This is a genomic window from Halorubrum sp. AS12 (genome assembly GCF_051122765.1).
GTDB classification, from domain to species: domain Archaea; phylum Halobacteriota; class Halobacteria; order Halobacteriales; family Haloferacaceae; genus Halorubrum; species Halorubrum trapanicum.
In genome coordinates, this window is record NZ_CP185386.1 from 333,265 (window position 1) to 352,049 (window position 18,785).

At 54.9% G+C, this 18,785-nt stretch carries 16 protein-coding genes and 2 pseudogenes; 9 read left to right on the forward strand and 9 right to left on the reverse strand.

Annotated elements, in window-relative coordinates; genetic code table 11:
• Positions 1-481 precede the first annotated feature (481 nt).
• A pseudogene (locus ACODNG_RS16520) lies at positions 482-1,305 on the forward strand (IS5 family transposase).
• A gap of 80 nt (positions 1,306-1,385) precedes the next feature.
• Here the strand turns inward: ACODNG_RS16520 and ACODNG_RS16525 are convergent.
• The 3 genes from ACODNG_RS16525 to ACODNG_RS16535 form a co-directional block, all read right to left on the reverse strand.
• Positions 1,386-1,583 (reverse strand): hypothetical protein, encoded by a 198-nt coding sequence (locus ACODNG_RS16525; RefSeq protein WP_434523211.1) that lies wholly within the window; start codon positions 1,581-1,583, stop codon positions 1,386-1,388.
• Between the two features lie 495 nt (positions 1,584-2,078).
• The gene (locus ACODNG_RS16530; RefSeq protein ID WP_434523212.1) at positions 2,079-2,789 is read right to left on the reverse strand and encodes a lysostaphin resistance A-like protein; all 711 of its coding nucleotides are present in this window, start codon (positions 2,787-2,789) and stop codon (positions 2,079-2,081) included.
• A gap of 155 nt (positions 2,790-2,944) precedes the next feature.
• A complete protein-coding gene (locus ACODNG_RS16535) occupies positions 2,945-3,859 on the reverse strand; it encodes a hypothetical protein (protein WP_434523213.1) in 915 nt (304 codons plus the stop codon).
• 359 nt (positions 3,860-4,218) lie between these two features.
• On the opposite strand from ACODNG_RS16535, the pseudogene ACODNG_RS16540 reads away from it, so the two are divergent.
• The 4 genes and pseudogenes from ACODNG_RS16540 to ACODNG_RS16555 all read left to right on the forward strand — a co-directional run bounded on the left by ACODNG_RS16540 (position 4,219) and on the right by ACODNG_RS16555 (position 7,567).
• A pseudogene (locus ACODNG_RS16540) lies at positions 4,219-5,029 on the forward strand (hypothetical protein).
• A gap of 92 nt (positions 5,030-5,121) precedes the next feature.
• Complete coding sequence (locus tag ACODNG_RS16545) at positions 5,122-5,574, forward strand: ArsR/SmtB family transcription factor (RefSeq protein ID WP_434523214.1); 453 nt, start codon at positions 5,122-5,124, stop codon at positions 5,572-5,574.
• A gap of 275 nt (positions 5,575-5,849) precedes the next feature.
• Positions 5,850-6,476, forward strand: coding sequence for a hypothetical protein (locus tag ACODNG_RS16550; RefSeq protein ID WP_434523215.1), 627 nt, complete (start codon positions 5,850-5,852; stop codon positions 6,474-6,476).
• A 743-nt stretch (positions 6,477-7,219) separates the two neighbouring features.
• The gene (locus ACODNG_RS16555; protein ID WP_434523216.1) at positions 7,220-7,567 is read left to right on the forward strand and encodes a YbjQ family protein; all 348 of its coding nucleotides are present in this window, start codon (positions 7,220-7,222) and stop codon (positions 7,565-7,567) included.
• Positions 7,568-8,445: 878 nt separating this feature from the next.
• On the opposite strand, the gene ACODNG_RS16560 is transcribed toward ACODNG_RS16555, so the two are convergent.
• Positions 8,446-8,727, reverse strand: a complete 282-nt coding sequence (locus ACODNG_RS16560; RefSeq protein WP_434523217.1) for a hypothetical protein — start codon at positions 8,725-8,727, stop codon at positions 8,446-8,448.
• Between the two features lie 164 nt (positions 8,728-8,891).
• Positions 8,892-9,794, reverse strand: a complete 903-nt coding sequence (locus ACODNG_RS16565) for a DUF7351 domain-containing protein (RefSeq protein WP_434523218.1) — start codon at positions 9,792-9,794, stop codon at positions 8,892-8,894.
• 126 nt (positions 9,795-9,920) lie between these two features.
• Between ACODNG_RS16565 and ACODNG_RS16570 the strand changes: the two genes are divergently transcribed.
• The 3 genes from ACODNG_RS16570 to ACODNG_RS16580 are packed head-to-tail and all read left to right on the forward strand — an operon-like array spanning position 9,921 to position 13,181.
• Positions 9,921-11,381, forward strand: a complete 1,461-nt coding sequence (locus ACODNG_RS16570) for a M23 family metallopeptidase (RefSeq protein WP_434523219.1) — start codon at positions 9,921-9,923, stop codon at positions 11,379-11,381.
• Entirely contained in the window at positions 11,365-12,330 is a 966-nt protein-coding gene (locus ACODNG_RS16575; protein WP_434523220.1) for an ABC transporter ATP-binding protein, read from the forward strand. Before ACODNG_RS16570 ends, ACODNG_RS16575 begins: the two co-directional genes overlap by 17 nt.
• Positions 12,327-13,181, forward strand: a complete 855-nt coding sequence (locus ACODNG_RS16580; RefSeq protein ID WP_434523221.1) for an ABC transporter permease — start codon at positions 12,327-12,329, stop codon at positions 13,179-13,181. Before ACODNG_RS16575 ends, ACODNG_RS16580 begins: the two co-directional genes overlap by 4 nt.
• Positions 13,182-13,314: 133 nt before the next feature.
• On the opposite strand, the gene ACODNG_RS16585 is transcribed toward ACODNG_RS16580, so the two are convergent.
• From ACODNG_RS16585 to ACODNG_RS16595, 3 genes are all read right to left on the reverse strand, one after another.
• Complete coding sequence (locus ACODNG_RS16585) at positions 13,315-14,229, reverse strand: hypothetical protein (RefSeq protein ID WP_434523222.1); 915 nt, start codon at positions 14,227-14,229, stop codon at positions 13,315-13,317.
• A gap of 256 nt (positions 14,230-14,485) precedes the next feature.
• Positions 14,486-15,367, reverse strand: a complete 882-nt coding sequence (locus ACODNG_RS16590) for an ABC transporter ATP-binding protein (RefSeq protein ID WP_434523223.1) — start codon at positions 15,365-15,367, stop codon at positions 14,486-14,488.
• Positions 15,364-16,236: an ABC transporter permease gene (locus ACODNG_RS16595; RefSeq protein WP_434523224.1), complete on the reverse strand. Its 873-nt coding sequence runs from the start codon at positions 16,234-16,236 to the stop codon at positions 15,364-15,366. Before ACODNG_RS16595 ends, ACODNG_RS16590 begins: the two co-directional genes overlap by 4 nt.
• Positions 16,237-16,469: 233 nt before the next feature.
• On the opposite strand from ACODNG_RS16595, the gene ACODNG_RS16600 reads away from it, so the two are divergent.
• A complete protein-coding gene (locus ACODNG_RS16600; RefSeq protein ID WP_434523225.1) occupies positions 16,470-17,345 on the forward strand; it encodes a winged helix-turn-helix domain-containing protein in 876 nt (291 codons plus the stop codon).
• Between the two features lie 49 nt (positions 17,346-17,394).
• On the opposite strand, the gene ACODNG_RS16605 is transcribed toward ACODNG_RS16600, so the two are convergent.
• Positions 17,395-18,732 (reverse strand): cytochrome P450, encoded by a 1,338-nt coding sequence (locus ACODNG_RS16605; RefSeq protein ID WP_434523226.1) that lies wholly within the window; start codon positions 18,730-18,732, stop codon positions 17,395-17,397.
• Positions 18,733-18,785 lie beyond the last annotated feature (53 nt).

The following is an 18,785-nucleotide window of genomic DNA, read 5'->3' on the forward strand; positions in this document are numbered from 1 at the left end:
TATAAGCGTTGGGTAGAAGTCCAACACCGAACACAAAACCGCCTACCGTTCGCCAGCAGCGGTCCGATCGACGCTACGAGCCACCTCATTAATGAGTAGGGAGCGGCGAGCCCTCAACTGCTCCCGAAACCCAACCTTCTCCTTGGGGCTGCCATAGTGTCATTCGTTGCCAAGATATAGTAATGCTACTTCGACTGCGTGAAACCAGCTACTCGGGCGTAAGCCAGACTCGGGCTTGCCTGCTTTGAGTTTCCGAATTCGCTGACTCGCTCATCTTTTTAAGTAGCTTGTAGCTCTAATTGTGCCGCTTAGCCGTTTCGAGTTTCCGACTTTATTAACAAAGTCGGAAACTCGAAGCAGAGACAGATCGATGTCCACCGGCCTCGAAGTGAAGGCCTTCCATCGACTCTGGTGAATCGCTGTAAGGCGGCGAGATGTGTCGTCAAATCAAAGGAAGTGAAGCGGGAAATCGTCGATTCCTATGTCGAAAAATTCCCGCTTCACGAGCAAAGCGGTACGGTTAGCTAAAAATGCTGTTGGTGGCCGAGGCGAAGCCGCCGCCCCCGAAGGGGGTGGGGGCTTCGCCGACTACGCCGTCGTTTCGCTCCACAGTCTCCGGATTTACCTAGAGAAATCCTACCGTGAGGCGCTTGATCTGCTGAGCGAGATGCCGCATATTTTGGCCGAGATCGGCCTTGAAGCGAGCGATCTCCCGCATCACTCAACGCTAGTAAAGGCGTTTGATAGGTTAGAGATGGAGATCTGGCGAGTACTGCTGCGCCTCTCGGCGCAGGTACGATACCAGCGATCACGCCGCGATGGACGCGACGTTCTTCGACCGCGAAACCGCCAGCAGGCACTACTGTCGCCGGACGAACTACCGCGTTCAGACGGTGAAAAAAGACTGCGCTCGTTGATACAAAAACGCAAGCTGTCCTCGACGTTCACTGTACGACCGAGAAGCGCCACGATACGCAGATCGGCTGGCAACTCGCCCTCCGCAACGCGGGCGAGATTGCCAGCCTCGCCGCCGACAAAAGCTACGATTGGCAGCGATTACGCGAGAAATTACGCGAAGAAGACGTGAGACCGCTGATCAAGCACAGCGAATTCAGACCCATCGATTGCGCGCATAACTCGCGCATCGATGGGTCTCTGTACGGCCAAAGAGCACTGTCTGAGACCGCCTTCTCGACGATCAAGCGAACGCTCGGCCACGCGGTGCGTGCCCGAGCGTGGGACCGCGAATTTCGTGAGATCGTTTTGATGTGTGCGGTCTACAACATCAAGGGAGCCGTGAAATAGTGAAATCGGCTTTGTTGAAATCCTCAGATGTTGACAGTTTCACACCCCCCAATCGCTCAGTACATACTCTCGATTGCTCACTATATAGAATCTATTTTGTCTTTGAAACGGTAAATGATTATAACCGCACCTGTTGAGAGTGTGACTGCACTAATCATTGACCAAGCAAACATCTCATCAGGATTATTTCCCAATAAAGCGCCTGCAGTAACCGCAACGAGTAGAATCGCTATCGTCCCAATTCCGCCGACTACACGAACAAATAAATCTTCATTCATATCTTGTCTACCTGTTGAGCGAATTCTATTCTCTTGTGTATATTCTCTTCGCCGTTCAACTCGCAGCTCTCATCAACCGGCTGTTTCAGGTAAGAATTTGTCTGAAGAATAGGATTTCAACAGAGCCGTGAAATCAAACGCTGTCTGGCGATTCACCAGAGCCCTTCGATCTAATGGGTGGGGTCAAATCCGGACGCTGACAGCCGCATTCGGTGATCGAAGCTGAGTCAGATTGGTTCTCTGAAGCGTGCGTGTGAATCACTTTTCCGACTGTGTGTATCGGTCGTACAGCCACCGCGGTATGTCCAGCATCATAGCCAGCGCAACTGCTACTCCGAGTCCGATGAGTAATCGATCAGTGACTCGAACTGCGACGAAGACCGCAATACCGCTCACGGCAACTCTCGCTACTTTATCCGGGTTCCAACTGAAGAGTCCGGGCCGAAGCGCAGACAGATAGTTTGGTTGAATAGTCGGGATTGTAATAGTGTCGCGTTATCCCGGGACGACGTTCGGAATTATTTCTCCGATCACCAGCACCCAGTAAAGATTGTTGAGCGCATGAGCAATGATTACCCCTGTAAGGTTTTCAAACTCGATACGCATTCCGGCGTAAACAAGTCCGGATAACGTCGCCGAAGTGACTCCTGAGAGCCCCCCGCTTAGGAGATGGATCCCCCCAAATAGGATGCTGGAACCGACGATAGCTACTGCCATACTGTACCTTGATCGAAGCGTGTTGAGGGCTACACCACGGAACAGGAACTCCTCAACGACTGGCGCAATGACAACGGAACTGATAATAAAGATAGCTGCGCCGAGCGAAGAGTCGAACGAATCAGCGGTTCCGTTACCGCTGCCGAAGACATTCGTTACGAGTGTAGCTACCGGGTCAAACACCAGTATTGTCACTAATACGGCAGCGACTGTGACAGCCATCTCTACACGCGTCGGTGGGCGGATCGGAAACAACTCTGTCTGGATCGTCACCGAAAGCCGCCGTAGAAGCAGCACAACGACGAAAACGCTTAGCAGTGAGTAGATTCCGGTTGATAGCTGCGGGATCGGCGATGTGCCGCCAGTTACTGTAAACACGACCGTGAGTACGAGAACCGTGAGAAGAAACGGGCTCAGTACCACACTGAGCCACTGCCAGAGATTCAGTTGAGGGAGGGGATCTTCCGTGGAGGGACCATTATACTCCATGAGATTCCGTTGTGTTAGAATTCTCATTAATTTGTTGGTACACTCATACAACCTTCCGATCAGCACTGAAGCGTAATCGCTTCTCTTGTAACGGCTTCAACCAGATCAAGAGCTATCAGCCGGTGAGGATCTCTATAAAATCGATGTATTGTCACTCAGAGATAGACAGCTAACTCGAATTCGTACCAACTTCCGTCGTAGATTGCGTACATATTCGGAAACGTTGTATATTCTGTATACTCGCTGTGTTCCTGTACGTGGTCGGCGGCGTTGAGCTGTGTGAGGACTGTGTCGAGCCCGCCCGACATTGGTGGCAACTCTTCATAGAATCCCGAGACTGGTCGTCCGTCTGTTGCCGTGTCGAGTACGTCCGTCGCCTCGCTTGAGAGCGAGACTGTGGAAAAGTCGATTTCGAGAACGGTGTCGCGGACGTATTGCTCGTATTCAGACCGTGATTCGCTGATCTGCTCGGCTGTGAACGTCCGTTCGGTGACTGGAATGGTATCCTGTTTGGCTCGGGCTTGGAACAGATGGTCGTTGTGTTGTAGATACTCGAACGGCGGCGATGGGACGAGATCGCTTGCTTCGGTATCGAGGTGGTGGTGATACGTGACGCCGCGTGAACCAGGCTTCTGATCACCGTCATCGATCGCCGGGTCTCGATCCGCCGCTGCGGCTTCCATCGCCTGCTGGAGTATCTGCTGGTCACGATCTGACAGTGACGTGACCGGTACTGTTACCGGATCAGTACTGTCGCCCTGCTCCGCATCCTGCAAGTCGAGGTAGAATTCCCACCAGTCTCGTTCGACAGTGCGAACCGTCTCGACGTGGATTCGGTAGTACCGGTCGCCGTCCGTAGCGAACAGAGGACGTTCCCGTTTCTCGGAGCCGAACTCGTACTCGTGGGCTAACTGGTAGTTCAGCACCGTAACCGAGCCACTCGCAATCAGTTCGGCGTAGACGGCACGCTTGTACTCGTCAGAGTAATCGATAGCGAACTGGGCTCGGTGTCCCGCTGGATCTGTCAGTAGGAATGCCTCGTACGGATCCTCTGTCGGATACGCACTCAATCGAAAGCGACTCTCACCTGACGAGAGACAGCCATCGACACTCGTGACTCCCGCTGCCCCGAGTGTCGCCAACAGTGTCCGTCGAGTATATTGAGCACTCATTTGCCACGTCTACCGATCATCGATAGGGTTCGAAGCGGTTCTCTCTCACAGAACTGTTCAAACACTAGACGATACTGACGTAGTATCACGAGTAGCCAGTTATCGCTGGGCGGGATGCTTCAAGACCCCGATAGCTCAAATCGAAACTGTGCTTTGCGTCGTGTCCGCGAAACAGGCGGTAGAAGGGCTCAAATAGTTAAATATGATTTTGATACTACGTTCGACCTAATATATGACAGCGGTAACCCGTAGATACGATGGTCACCGTCTCCGCATTCAAAGATGGATTAAGCGCCCTCCGCGCGAATCCGATCCTGCTCATCGCTGGCCTGCTCGTCGGGGCAGGCAGCCAGCTACAATACGTCGATCACTTCATCGAGTCGCCATATCTCTCGGCAGGCGTGTCGCTCGCTTGGCTGATCGTCTTCCCGTTCGTTATCGGCGGGTTCATCGGCACTTCCCGAGCTGCGATCGACGGCACAGACGCATCTCTCACTCACTTTTTCACTGTAGCCCGGACTCGATTACCTTCGGCTTCTCCTTGCAACTGTGGTGTTCGTGCTACTCGTGTTTGGAACCGCGATCGGATTTGGGCTCCTCGGGTTCATCCTCGGTATCGGATCGATGGCGCTTACCGTGATTCACGAGATGGCCGCGTTCGTCGCAGGCGTCATCTCTGTGCTTATCTGGCTGGTATCGCTCCTCGTTGTCATTATGTTCGTACAGTTTTACGACACAGCGATCGTCATCGAAAACGCGAGTGTCACTGATGCGTTCCGGAGAAGTGTTGGGCTCGTTCGCTCGAACCTGAAAAGCGTCACTGGATTCTCCATGGCGTGGCTCATCCTGCTGAACATCTTCTTCATTCCCGAATACCTGTTCCAGTTGACGATGACAGACGCTGGCCCAGCTGACGTATTACCGATCGAGCTCGGGATTCCGATTGCTGTCCTGCTCCCCATTGGGATTGCCCTTTCTACGGTCGGCTTCGCGTATTTCTACACGGTGTACACGGCCTACTATATGCGATTAATCGCAGCCTCAACTGATACGCTGGACTCAGTATGATCATCCACCAACAATTACGTACGATAGTTTCGAACAGCCACCGAACAGATCAGATCCCCGCGATCGCCACCCACCGAAACTAACCAAACCCTATGTCACGGATCCTCCCGACACAAACGGACGCTACCGTCGAACGAAGCGATACTCCGGCCGTCCTGAGTCTCGACGACGAGGGGACGCGAGACGTGATCGAAGCATTGTCCTCCGAGACCGCTTACGAGATCTTTCGGCTGCTCAACGAAACGCCGGCGACGCCGTCACGGATCGCTGATCAGCTCAATCAGAGCGTACAGAACGTCCATTACCACTTGGAGAATCTCGAATCGGCTGGCGTGATCGAAGTTACGGACACCTGCTATTCGGAGAAAGGCCGGGAGATGAGCGTCTACGTCGTTTCTGAAGACCCGACACTGCTCTTTCTCGGCACCGAGGACGATCGGCCGAGTCTCAAACGCGCGTTCAAATCCTTCGCCTCACTGCTTGGTCCACCGTCGATCCTGCTTGCCGCCGGTGAATCTATCTCCCAGTTCGTTACTGCCGAATGAGCGAACATACCGACACATCGGTCCGAGGCGCTTCGACTGCCAGCGACACAACTACGGATGACGTGGTACCGACGATCAAGGCCCGAGACGATGTCGATGGCTGTGGTTGTCTCGATTGCCGCAATATCGAGAGACCCGCAATTCGTCGAAGCGTCCTCGATTCGTTAGTCTGGTCCGTTCGCCTGTTCCGATCCTACCCATCAATTGTCGTTTTCGCGGGTGTGATCATTTTGGCCAGACGGCTTCTCGAAACAGACAGTATCAACATGCTCCCGATGCCCGCAATCACCGTGGTTGAGACTCTGACGGCGTTTGCGTTCATCATCTTGATCCGTGCCTACGTGGGAACGATCGTCGCCGGCGAACTGACCGGCGATCCCGTCACGAGACGTGAGGGATTACATCGAAGCCTCGCTCGGACGCCATCACTAGTCGGTGTCGTCATTCTCACCGTATTTTTGGTGATGACAATACCGTTCTTCCTGGCACTACCACTCTTCCTTATTGTCGGTGTGCTTCCGGTCACGCCGGTAGATATGATCAGTTTCCCCGTCGCTGCAGCGATCGGTGGAATCACCTTTGCCGTGCCGTTTCTGTTTCTCCTGTACAAGTTCTGGTTCGCACTTGAGGCGTGTGTCATCGGCCAGTACGGCCCACTCAAATCGTTCCGCGTGAGTTGGCGCATCACGACGAACTACCGAGGAAAATTCGTCCTTATCGGGGTGATCGCTATTGGAAGTGCAGCTAGCCTCTTTCTCCCAACATATCTCCCCGAGATGGGGACGAGTCTGGCCTCGTTAAACCCCGTTTTGAGCGTCATCTCATCGAGTGTCAGTGAACTACTCTCAATCGTGTGGGCAAGCGCCTACGCGCACATCTACATCCAGGGTATCGTGTCGTGACCCGAGGCTTGTGCCGGGGTTTTCAATTTCCTTGAATCGCATCGATGACGATCGCCGCGATCACGAATATCGTACTTGTGAGCGATCCCTTGTCCGGCCGGCAGGAGTTTTCCTGCGGGTAATGAGCCACGTCCAAGGGCTTCAATAGACTCAACTATGCTTTTTTGGCTTTGTTGAAATCCTCAGAAGTTGATAGTTTCACGCCCCCAATCGCTCAGTACAGAGGACTCACGAATCGCACAGCAGAGGATGTCAATAGAGTGATTCGTTCTCCAAGACCAGTAGATATATCTTTGAATGTTAAAAGTTGAGAGTATGGATTTCGAAAGAGCAGCAGATCTCGTTATGACTGTTCTTCCGCTCCCTGTTGCACTCTGGATGGGACTTACTGGGAACCTAGTCAGCGTGCTTGGGCTCCTCTCATTCAGTACGATTGCTCTCTTACGCCGTCGTTCCACAAGAGTCCGACAATGGACGAATCAGCATCAGTGGCTGTTTTTGGCAATTCTAACACCTATTGCAGTGTCCACAACGTTAGACGCGATGCCTTGAAGCGATCAATACGCAATTCTCATCAAGCGGCTGTTTTAGACGAGAACATATTTGAATAATGGTATTTCAGCAGAGCCAGAATTTCAACAAATATCATGATTTTTGTGTAGAAGTGTGTGGGACATCCTCGTGAAGACAGCTTCACAAAATGCTTACAGAGGTACCCAAGTATCTTCAGCTTGTGTATTGGCATGTCTACAAGTACCGAAACACAATCTCTGAATGTTGAGGTTGTCACGACAGAAACGGTTGCTAATCAGGATATCCAAGAGGTTCTTGGTATTGCGAGAGGGAACACGGTCAAAGCTCGGAACGTCGGACGAGATATTACCCAGTGGTTCCGGAACATCACAGGTGGCGAACTCAAAGCGTACTCGGAATTACTCACCGATGCGCGCGACGAAGCACTCTCACGCATGGCTTCTGACGCCGAATCGATGGGTGCCGATGCGGTCGTCAACGTTCGATTAGAGAGTTCGAAAATCGCTAACAGTGGGTCTGAAGTAATCGCGTACGGTACTGCCGTCCGACTCGCCTAAGTGGTCATAGTGGCCCAATCTACATCCAAATGAATCCCACGGAGTTCCAAGTTTCGTGTCCGAATCTCACTGTAATGTAAACGTCGCTATATTACGCTCCAATGGAACGCACTGATCCTGCTGGAACCGGCGTTACTGCGGGTGCTGTCGTTGGAGTACTCTCCGGAGCACTCACAGTAGGAAGTCTTCTTGTATCGCGGAACTCGATTAGCAACGATATCGAAACCGCACTCGAAATGTACAGTGTCGGCGTCGATCTCCCGTTATCCGTCATATTTTGGCTAACAGTCACCACAGGTGGTCTTTTCCGTGTCATCCTCGGTGTGGTCGTCGGGTCCCTGATCGGCGTGTTCTACGGATGGCTGAACCGGTCGAACGCGACCATACTGGTGCTTATCGTCTGTAGTGTCGGTGTGATCGACGGACTCACCACCAGCATCGGGCTGAGCCCCACCGTCACTGTCGGCGCGTTTGTCGGTGCGTGGCTCTGCTACGTCCCGGCGTTCAAGATACTGTATCATGAGAAACGTGACGATCACAGTGTGATCCGAAACAAAACCGGCCTTCTCGATGACCTCAATATTCGTGCCGTACTCTCACTTGTCGGGCTTGGTATCGTCGGCCTCTGCTCTGGGATACCGTACATCGCGGCGATAAACGGGTTATCCATCTGGACTGTCGGTCCCTCAGTCCTACTGACGTACGGGCTGCTGACTGTTGGATCGGTACTTGTCGGCGTCCAACTCGGTCCGCCGATGGGGTTCGACTTCTCGGCGCTTCTCGCATTACCGAACGGAGACCTGCCAGACCTGAGCTCACTCGCGTACGCTGTGGTTCTCGGTCTCGGCGTCGGGATCGTGTTGGTCGGCGTTGATCTGCTACTTCTCACGCTGGATCTCGTACCGCCGGCAGATACAGCGTCGACGACCGTTGCCGTGTGGAAGCGAGCGCTTCTCGTCCTGTACGGTGCTTTCTTCGAGGAGATCCTTCTCAGACTCGGTCTCTTGACCGGCATCGTCTGGCTGATCGTTCGTTTTACCAGCCACGAGCGGCCGGGGAATCGTCACGTCATCTTCGGGATCGTCGTCACTGCGCTCGTCTTCGGTGTTCTGACATCTCCCGGCAGCAGTCAGTATCACCAGCGGACTGTCTCTCGTCATCGTCACTCGAATTCTGTTGCTCAACGGGATCGCCGGAGTCGCGTTCGGCTGGCTGTTCTGGACCCGAGGGCTACTCGCTTCGATGACGGCTCATCTCTCGGCGAACGTGATCCTACACGTTATCACGCCACTCATGCCAATTTTCTGACCGCAGTCGGACAGCGCTATTCTATCGTGACCGAACAGACTTCGAGTTCGTCGCCGACGGTGATCTTGGCGATTGCGTCGCCATGCGAGATACTGATAGTGGCGCGAGACGAGTCGTCAGTACTGACTCGACCAGTTACATTGGGGAGTATTTGCTCTGTTGCTCGCATACTACCCGACCCGCTAAGCGGAACTCCCAGTTCGAGGAACGCGTTCGTCATCTGGGGGTCGAATTGAAGTGCACTGAGGATATCAACAGTGACGAACCACGAGCACGTCTCACAGGTCATCTCCGCAGTCGGCGTCGAGTCCTCATCAAGCCGCTCGCGCGGCACCGTCAGGCTGGTAATGCCGGCACACGACGGACACTGCCCCGTGCGTGCCAGTCCGACGTGGTACATCATCCGGTCATAGAGAGCCTCATAAACGTTCTCTCCTTCGCGGACAGAGAGTCCGTTCTTCGGAAAGCGGTACGTAGCCCCCCAAAACAGGTCGCACGCGGAGCACTCAACGGTTAGAAACTCCTGTTCGTACTTCCCTTGGAGCCTCGACTCACAGTTCGGACAGGATTCGTCGATATCGAAGTTGGTTGGTACCGACTCCGTCGGTCGGTTCGCTATGACAGCTTCGTAAAGTGCGATAGCGCCCGCCGTCGGGACGTACCCTTCCTCAATCTCTTCGACATAGATTCCACGGAGCTTTTCGAGGTGATAGTTGAACTTGCCGCTATCTTCCATATCTGTGGCTGCCATCAGTTCTGCGTACGAGAGCGTACGCTCCTCCCGTACGTCCGAGCGTGACCCCGGATCGACCGGCGCGTATCGCTCGAAAAACGCACGTAGTATGTCGAGTCTGATCTCGTGACCGAGTAACGCGAACGCCTCCTCCGACGCACCTCCACCGCGTTTGCTGTTTATCATATCGGATCGTTGAACCGTGAGGCCATTGAGTGTACCCCTCTGCGACGTATGCGAGCCGTTCTTGTGAAGTTGGGTTCACAGAACGCTTACCACCTGGAACACCCACTTCTTGCGTAGTAACTACGTATGTCGAATCAAGCTACGTCACCGTCTCTGAGTTCGCGTCTCCGCGAGCGAATCCAGTCTATTAGCCCATTCTCCCTGACGCTACTGGGATTGATCGGGGTCCTTGGGAACCTGTTCCCCCAGCTTGAGATACTCAAGTTGTTCCACCTGTTCTGGTTTTTCGCACTCTGGCCGTTCGTGTCGATGCTACTCAGCGGTAGCAAGCAATCTCTCGGATTCGGCACTGCCGACGAGGGACCGCGAGACTGGCTCGAAATGGATAACGGATGGCGAGGCCACGTCGCCTTTCTTTTGGGTATTCCACTATCGTTTTTCAATCCACTTGTGTTTCGCCAGGACGCGATGCAACTGCTGGGGAGTCTCGTCGCTATTGGGAGACATCGTGGTTCGCTTCCCGATCCAAAAACGTACGACCAGTCCACGAGCTATCGACTGCCCGTCGAGGGGACGTGGACAGTCGTGAACGGGAGTCCGATCAAAGAGTACTCCCACTCGTGGTTTCCGGCGACCCAGCGCTACGCCTACGACTTCGTGATCACTGACGGGGAGGGACGCAGCCGATCAGCAGACACAGATATGAGTATCGAGAACTACTACTGCTACGACCAACCTGTCCTCGCACCTGCCGACGGCGTCGTCGTCGATGTCCACGACGGTGACCCGGAACTCGGGCGAGCCGGCGGATCGTCTCATCCGCTCAAACGGAGTATGACCGGGAACGCTGTCACGATCCGCCACGCGGAAGACGAGTATAGCAGTCTCGTTCACCTCGTCCCAGGTAGCATCGAGGTCGAACCCGGAGACAGCGTTGCCCGCGGCGAGCAAATCGGCCGGTGTGGACATTCGGGGAACTCTGGAGAGCCACACCTTCATTTCCAGGTCCAAGACCACCCGACATTCGAAGTTTCGGCCGGGCTGCCCGTCAGGTTCGACGGCGTTGACGTAGATACGCCGGGAGTCGATGTTGTTGAACAGACTGGCTGGGCCAAGCCGGACGGTTCTGGCTGCTACATTCACGCCGGCCAGCGAGTTTCGGCTACCGCTGACGAAAAGCTGAACCGAATCGACGACACTGTCGATCCTTTCGGGACGACGGCTTTCTCAGGACTCAGTCGCGTGCGGATGCTTGGACGGGTTGCTACAGGCTTCTCCATCGGCGGCTTCGTCACCGTACTCGCGGTGTTTGTCGTACCGTCGCTACAGACGATTACATTCATACTCGCAGGGCTCGTGGGGCTCGGGCTGCTGTATCACGGGGGACAGAACCTCATGGGCAGTGACCGAAGCCAATCCGGTTCGTTCGGCACCGTCGGCGGTGTCGCCGTAGCCGCGTTAGTAGTCACCGTACTCAACTCGATGAATTCGTTCCTCGAAAGTAGTTCATCCGCACTCGGTACAGGTATGTTCCTGACTGGCTTCCTGTTGTACATCGCTGTCTGGGAATATGGACAACCAGAATAGGTCTGTAAGTGACAATGGAAATGAGGGTTCCCTCCACATGACTGCTATCAAAACCACAAACCTGACGAAGCAGTACGGAGAACAAACTGCGCTTAACGAGTTCGATCTCAAAATCGAGCACGGAGAAATATTCGGGTTTCTCGGCCCAAACGGAGCCGGAAAATCAACGACTATTGATATTTTCCTCGACTTTATCCGGCCAACAGACGGTCGCGTTGTCGTCGCCGATCACGACCCACAGGACTCGCCCCTCGAAGTGCGGCGGAATATCGGCGTCCTACCCGATGACTACAGTCTCTACGATTCACTGACTGGATCAGAACACATCGAGCTAGCCAAAGATTTGAATGAGAGCGATGAAGACACCAACGCTCTCCTCTCACGTGTTGGGCTAGCCGACGCTAGTGATCAACCGGCCGGAAACTATTCGAAAGGGATGGCTCAACGATTGGCGTTCGGGATGGCACTTGTCGGCGATCCAGATGTACTCATCCTTGACGAGCCATCAACCGGAATCGACCCCAATGGGGTACAAGATATAAGAGAACTAATCCGAGAGGAAGCCGCATCCGGCACAACGATTTTCTTTTCTACCCATATCCTCGAACAAGTTGAAGCCATCTGCGATAGAGTAGCGATCATCAACGAGGGAGAACCCGTTGCCGTCGATACGATCTCCGGGCTGCGAGAGACCTTCGACACTCAGTCAATTCTGACACTTTCAGTTGACGGAACGCCACCTGAACTTGACCTACATGACCTCAACGGCGTCAGCCAAGTAGAACATTCGGGAGATACCATCAGGGTTTACCTTCGAGATCCACAGGTGAAATCTACAGCCATCACCCAAGTCGAAGCTTCTGGAGCCTCTATCTCTGACATCGAAATCAAAGAAGCCTCGCTAACAGAGTTATTTAGCCGGCTCACAACTGGAGGTGACGGGGCGTGAGTTCGCTGGCAACCATCGCGCGGAAAGATTTCAAAGACTCGATCCGAACACGATCTATCTGGATCATCGCGGGGGTGATGACGATACTCAGTCTGTCGCATATCCTCGCCTTCATCTCCTCCCCAGTATCTGAACAACACACCCGTCCATTCGTTTTTGCAGTCGCTCAGTTTTCCCTCTGGCTGCCGCTTGCCGCGATTGGAATTGGGTTCAAATCTGTCGTCGGTGAGCGAACCTCCGGAAGCATTCGTATCCTTTTGGGACAGCCAGGTACCCGTCGAGACGTCGTCTTCGGAACGTACCTCGGGCGGCTGCTGATACTGGCTACAACCATCATACTAGCCCTCGGTATCGTCGGTATCGTCGTCACCATCGAGTTCGGAGATCTCGGCGGTATCACCGACGTGATCGGTGGGACCATAGCGCTTCTCCTCTTCGCTCTCGCATGGATCGGACTCGTTGTCGGAGCATCTAGTGTCGTCGCAAGTGAAACGCGTTCCATCGGCCTTGTAATCGGGGTTTATACGCTTGTTGAGCCGCTCTGGCAGAACCTCGTCCTCCGGTTGTTCGCGTTAGCCTTTACTGGAACTATACAGACACCGAACCAAGCATCAGTATTCTACTCGCTTGAGGACCCGACATGGTACCTCTACGTCAATCGTCTCAGCCCTACAGAAGCGTTCAACGCCGCACGCTACTACATTCCCGAACTCCTCGAAGGACTTTGGTACGGAACAGCGATCTCTGGCCCCACACTTCCGAACCTATTTGGGATCGCCGTCTTGATCGGGTGGGCAACGGTCCCAGTCTATCTCGGATATCGCCAATTCGAACGCGTGGATCTCGGCTGACTCAATACTGTCCTTTCCTCACTGACTGTCCTATACACCAATCTTAGAGAACAATGTTCTAGATGTCCGACAGGGACTGAGCATCGTACGGACGGAGTGGATACGCCATCATCGTGCTATCGGTCGCAGTGTGTCAGTCTCGTATCCACTCCAGAAAGCTTCCGGCATCTTGTACAAAATTGTAGGCCCCATAGAAGAGCCAGCCGACAACCAGTATCCCCAGCGGGATGTAGAACTCAAACCAGAGACTCACGGCGACGACAAGCAACCCCGTAATGAACGCTCCTTTCCGCAGGACTCGCCGTTTGAGCCACTTTCGGTGCTCGTCGAACCTTTTGTCGGAAAGCAGTAGTGGAACGTTGTCGGTCCCCCGGAGAACCGGTTCACCCTGTTCAAGGTGTATCTCACCGCTGATGCTCACTTCATCACCCTCCAGTAGTGGACGCGCCTCTAACAAGTAGCGATCCAGATCAATCTCAGCGTTGTGTCGCTGTACGTATCCGGCAAACCGTTGGAAGGATCGATGATCGATACGATTCCGGAGATAGGTGTACCAAGAGTTCCAGAGATACACGGATAGCCGGTCGTGCTTATTGACACCGCCGATCTCTAACTCCTCTAATCGTTCGGCGTCATACGCGGTTCGAAGCCACGACGGATCGATACGAATCGTCCGATGGCCAGTCTCAACACCGAACCGACCCCATTCGATGCCCGAGGCGAACGTGTGCCAATTCTGGCGCTCCCACCCCCAGTCTTCGATTGTAAGGTCACTATTGGTGTTGTCCGAGAACCGACTCTGCCAAAGATACGCACCAACAGGTCGTTCAGGGCTTTCAACAGCCGCAGCAGCTGTTTCAACCGGCTCCTCAACCGCTATCTCTCCCGTAAGAGCGACTGTCTCACCGTCGACAATTGACGATGATGTGTTGGTATCAGTCGACGGGAGAGATCGAAGGACGAGCAACGCAGTCAGCGCGCGATACCCATGGGCCAAGACAATAGTCACGAGGACCGTGATTACGATGAGAACAATCGTGGGGGGCATACGTGGATGGTGTTGAGGCGCGTTGAGAGCGTCTTATCGGATGGATCGTTACCGATACTTCGGTTGGGGGTACAATTAGGCTGGATCTGCTGGCTGTACAGCACCTACAGTGATGGGCACACGAGGGAGGGCATTGCGTCACAGGGGGGTACATCAAGCACTAACAAAGGCGGTTCGGTTAAATATTTTGAGAGGTGAGATTCACAAAAACTAGTACCACTACACATAATTTGTGGGGACATATTCGAGAACGCGGTTACGAGATATTTTCAGCGTGCCCGTCAAGATGAGTATAGTAATTGAACACGTCAGCGTACGTCGGGTCAGTCACGCGGACATCACTCACTCCATCGCCCACCGCTGACGGGTCTGCCCCCGGGGTAAGGAGGCCGCGGACGACGCCATCACCCCTGAACAACTGTTCGTCGATCACGACGTCGGAGATCGTGTCGGCGTTCCCCAGAGAGGTCTCGACGACGGACGGGACCGAGGATTTGATCTCTGCCGGCGTCCCTGTTGCGACGATACCGGCATCGGTCATGAACACGATCCGGTCTGCCACGTCAGCGTCCATCGGAAGGTGGGTCGTCATGAGGACCGCTTTTCCGCGGTCGCGGAGCTTCGACAGTTGGTGATGAACTTCGCGCACTATCGTGAGATCGAGGGCGGCCGTAGGTTCATCGAGGATGTACAGCGGTGCCTCAACGCTCAGGGAGATGGCGAGTTCGAGTTTCCGACGCATCCCGCCGGAGTACTGGTCCACTCGGTCGTCGAGTTGGTCGTCGATGCCGAACGTTTCGACCAGCGTCCGCCACCGGTCGGTAAATGACGGGTTGAGTCGGTCGTAGAACGAGATATTCTCCCGTCCGGTCAACCTGTCGAGACACAGCGCATCCTGAAGCAGAAAACTCGTCGCTCCAGGAGTAGTGGCTGGTACGCCTCCCGGAACTTCGACGGTACCCTCTGAGGGTGACAGACCACCAGCGAGACAGGAGGCGAGTACGGATTTTCCCGTTCCGTTCGGTCCCAGTAGGACGACGACTTCACCGGGTCCGACGGTCAGGTCGAGCTCATCGAACACGGCGTCTCCGCCGAACGACTTTCCGAGGCCTTCGGCAGCGAGGACGGGCTCGCTCATCGGCGGACCCCCGTGTCGTACAGCTGCCACCGCGTGAGAAGCACACCCAACACTGCCGCTCCGACACTGTAGACGGCAAGCGGAACGAGGCGACCGCGTTCCGCACCGAAGCCGACGCTTGCAATGTTTTCGGTCGTGACGAGCTGAACCGCTATCGTGCGCGTCGCAAGTACGTTCGGGAGAAGCCCAACCATTGATTCGTCGAGGACTGCGACCGAGGAGAGCATCCCGTTATACCCTGTGAGCATGAATGCGAACACCGCGACCAGGGATAACACGAACTGCGCGTACTGTTCGTTGTTCGCCGCGACGACGATGGGGACGGCGACAGCCATGAACACGACGCTCAACCCGAGGAACGCAGCGAGCGAGACGGCGACCGGAAGGACGCCTGTGACGCCGACCGGCGCACCGTCGAGAACACCCACACCGAGACCGAAGACGAGTGCCAGCGCCGCCACCGCCAGACCGGCCACGACTCGTCCAGCGAAATCAGCCGATGGACGGACCGCCATCGACCGGTAGGCGATGAACCGGTCCGTCTCCAAGTCGACGGCGAGTTGACTCCCGAACACGGTGAGAGAAGCGATCATCGCGCCCAAGACAGCAATGCCGACCGCAAACAACCCCTTCGTGGTCGGGTCGAACGACCGAGTCGCGGTCACGAGAAGATACATGATCGGTGGCAGTCCGACGGCAACCGCCAAGACTGACCAACTTCGAGACACATCTCGTAGTGTGCGATACGTGAAACCCGATGCCTGAGATACCCAGATGCGGCCCTTCTGTTTGACCGATGATCGGTCTTCCATCTCCGCCGCTCTTGAACGTGTTTCGAGACGGGTGGCTGTCGCGTCGCTATCGCTCATTCGCACCCACCTCCAATACGTCTCTCCGTAACAGCTCTGCTCCGGCTGTATAGCCGGAATCGCACACCGAATACTCTTCGCCACTCGTAAAGAGGGTCGGGAAACGGGGACTCTGAATTGGCACAGTTTAGCCTATTCCGCGTTGATTGTAAGTGTAATCTGGATGGCTCTTAAGTTCTATATCTGATATATTTAAACGGAACGCGTACAACGTAGCAATTCGAAGCACGAGTATGGCGGATACGGGATCGAGTTCGAATGACAGCACATACGCAGCGTTGACCGATGAAACGCGGATACGTATTCTCTTCGCGCTCGCTGACCAGTACGCCGACGCGTGGTCAGCTGAGTGGCCCTCCTTTTCAGAATTGCGTGAACAAGTCGGCGTCGAGGATACGAGCCGGTTCAGTTACCACCTCGACGAACTCCAAGACGACTTCGTTCGCAAGGTAGACGGGACGTATCGACCGCGAGTAGCTACGTTAGAAATCGTCTCAACGATCCGTGCGAGAACGTACGAAGATGACACGGTGACAGTTGACCAACAACAGACCGACTACGAGTGCCCCTACTGCGAGGAGACACTCGTTGCGTCGTACCACCATCACCAGTTATACGTCGGTTGTCCATCACACGGGGCTGCTATCGCGTATCCAACCCCGCCGCGAGCGTTAGCAGACCGAACATTGGAAGACGTCATCGATCTCTCGTTCCGAAAACACGCTTGCGACGTGCGACTCTTCCGTGATAACGTCTGTCCACACTGTTGGGGGACTGCCGGTTTCTCGTTCCCACGGGACTCCGTCCCAGACTCGTACCTCCTCGACGATGTCGCGTATGCGACAGCAAAGTGTGATACCTGTTGGGTCTCGTATCCCATCCCAATTGCCCATACGGTCCTCGGTCATCCCGCCGTCGAAACACTGTACTCCAGACACGGACTGAGCCCGACCGACGCACAAATCGGCCCACACGACCTAGCGAGAATCAGTGAGGTCTCTCTTCCAGACTCCAAGTCGCCAGCCGCCAAAGTCAGCATCGAACTCCACACCGACTCGCTCGTCCTCGAACTCGACGAATCCTGCCACATTATTGACTGGCAGCGATAGCAGCCGATTCCTCGCGTTTCAGTTCCTCACTGAGAATCCTTCCTTGCGACTACCGGCGAGTGACAATCGCCTCCATATCCGTTTCAGGTCGAAGCTGAAGCGATGGTGTGAACCGTAGCGGCCCGTCCACCGAAATATCGAGTTCGATACGGCCGATCATCGTTGCGAGTGCTAGCGTCAGTTCCTGTCGGGCGAAATGCGTGCCGATACAATTACGCGGTCCACCACTGAACGGGAAATACGCGTACTCGGGACGATCTCCCCCGTTTTGCCACCGTGACGGGTCAAACGTCTCTGGATTGTCCCAGAACCGCTCGTCGCGGTGGACAACCCGTTGCGGGAGCAACAACTGGGCACCTCTCGGAAGCTTGTAGCCCCCCAGCGTTACCGGTTCCGCCGTTTGACGACTGACACCTAGCGTTGGCGGGTACATCCGGAGCGCTTCAACAACGACGTTCTGCGTTCGCTCCAACTCGTCATACGACTCAATACTCGGCTGCTCCCCGTTAACGACCGCGTCGTACTCCTCACGGAGCGACGCACACACATCGGGTTGATCAGCCAGTAGATACCAAATGTAAGTAAGTGCGACCGACGGAGAGTCGTGTCCCGCGAGGAGTAAGGCAACCACGTTGTGACGAACTTCCGCGAGTGTGAGTTTACCCTCCTCGTGAGCGGTGAGCAACACAGAACACACATCGTCATTCGACTCACTGCGTTGTCGTTGTGTGAGGATCTCGTCGACGAACTCGTCGAGAGCCCGGACAGTTCGCTCGAATCGCCGCTCGGCCAGCGTTGGCACCCAGTCAGGGAGTAACTGCCCCGGTCTGCGGAAGTTCGCTCGGTTGACGAGGGCATCCGCGGCATTCATCACTACATTTTCATTCCCGCGAACGTTGGTATCGAGGAGTGTGTCTGCGAGAATGTTCACCGTCAGCAACCGCATCTCTCGGTAGAGATCAATCCGTTCACCGTCATTCCACTCATCGACGAAGGCCGCCGTCGTCGAGGCCATCCGGTCACCGTACCGATCAAGCGCATCATGCGTGAACGCCGGCCGTAACGCCTTCCGCAAGCGCTCCCATCGGTCGCCAGTCGTTGTCGTTACTGCGTGGTCTTCGACGCCACGGAATGTCTCGCGTTGCGCCGCACTGATCGTGAATTGGTCATGGTCGTCTGCGAGAATCCGCTTGATCAGTGCTGGATGTGTCACCATATACATCGATTGTCCAGGCATCTGGAGTCGGACGACATCTCCAAGCGACGCCCAGTCTTCCATTGCCTCAACCGGGTTTCGGGAGAACGCAAGCCCATTCCCAAAGAACGGAATCCCATCCGGTGTCGGTGGGACTTCGACCGCTCCCGTACCAGACCCTGGTGTTGTCATATACTGAGGTTCGAGCGGCAGCCAATTCGATGATGCGGCTAACGTCTTACCTT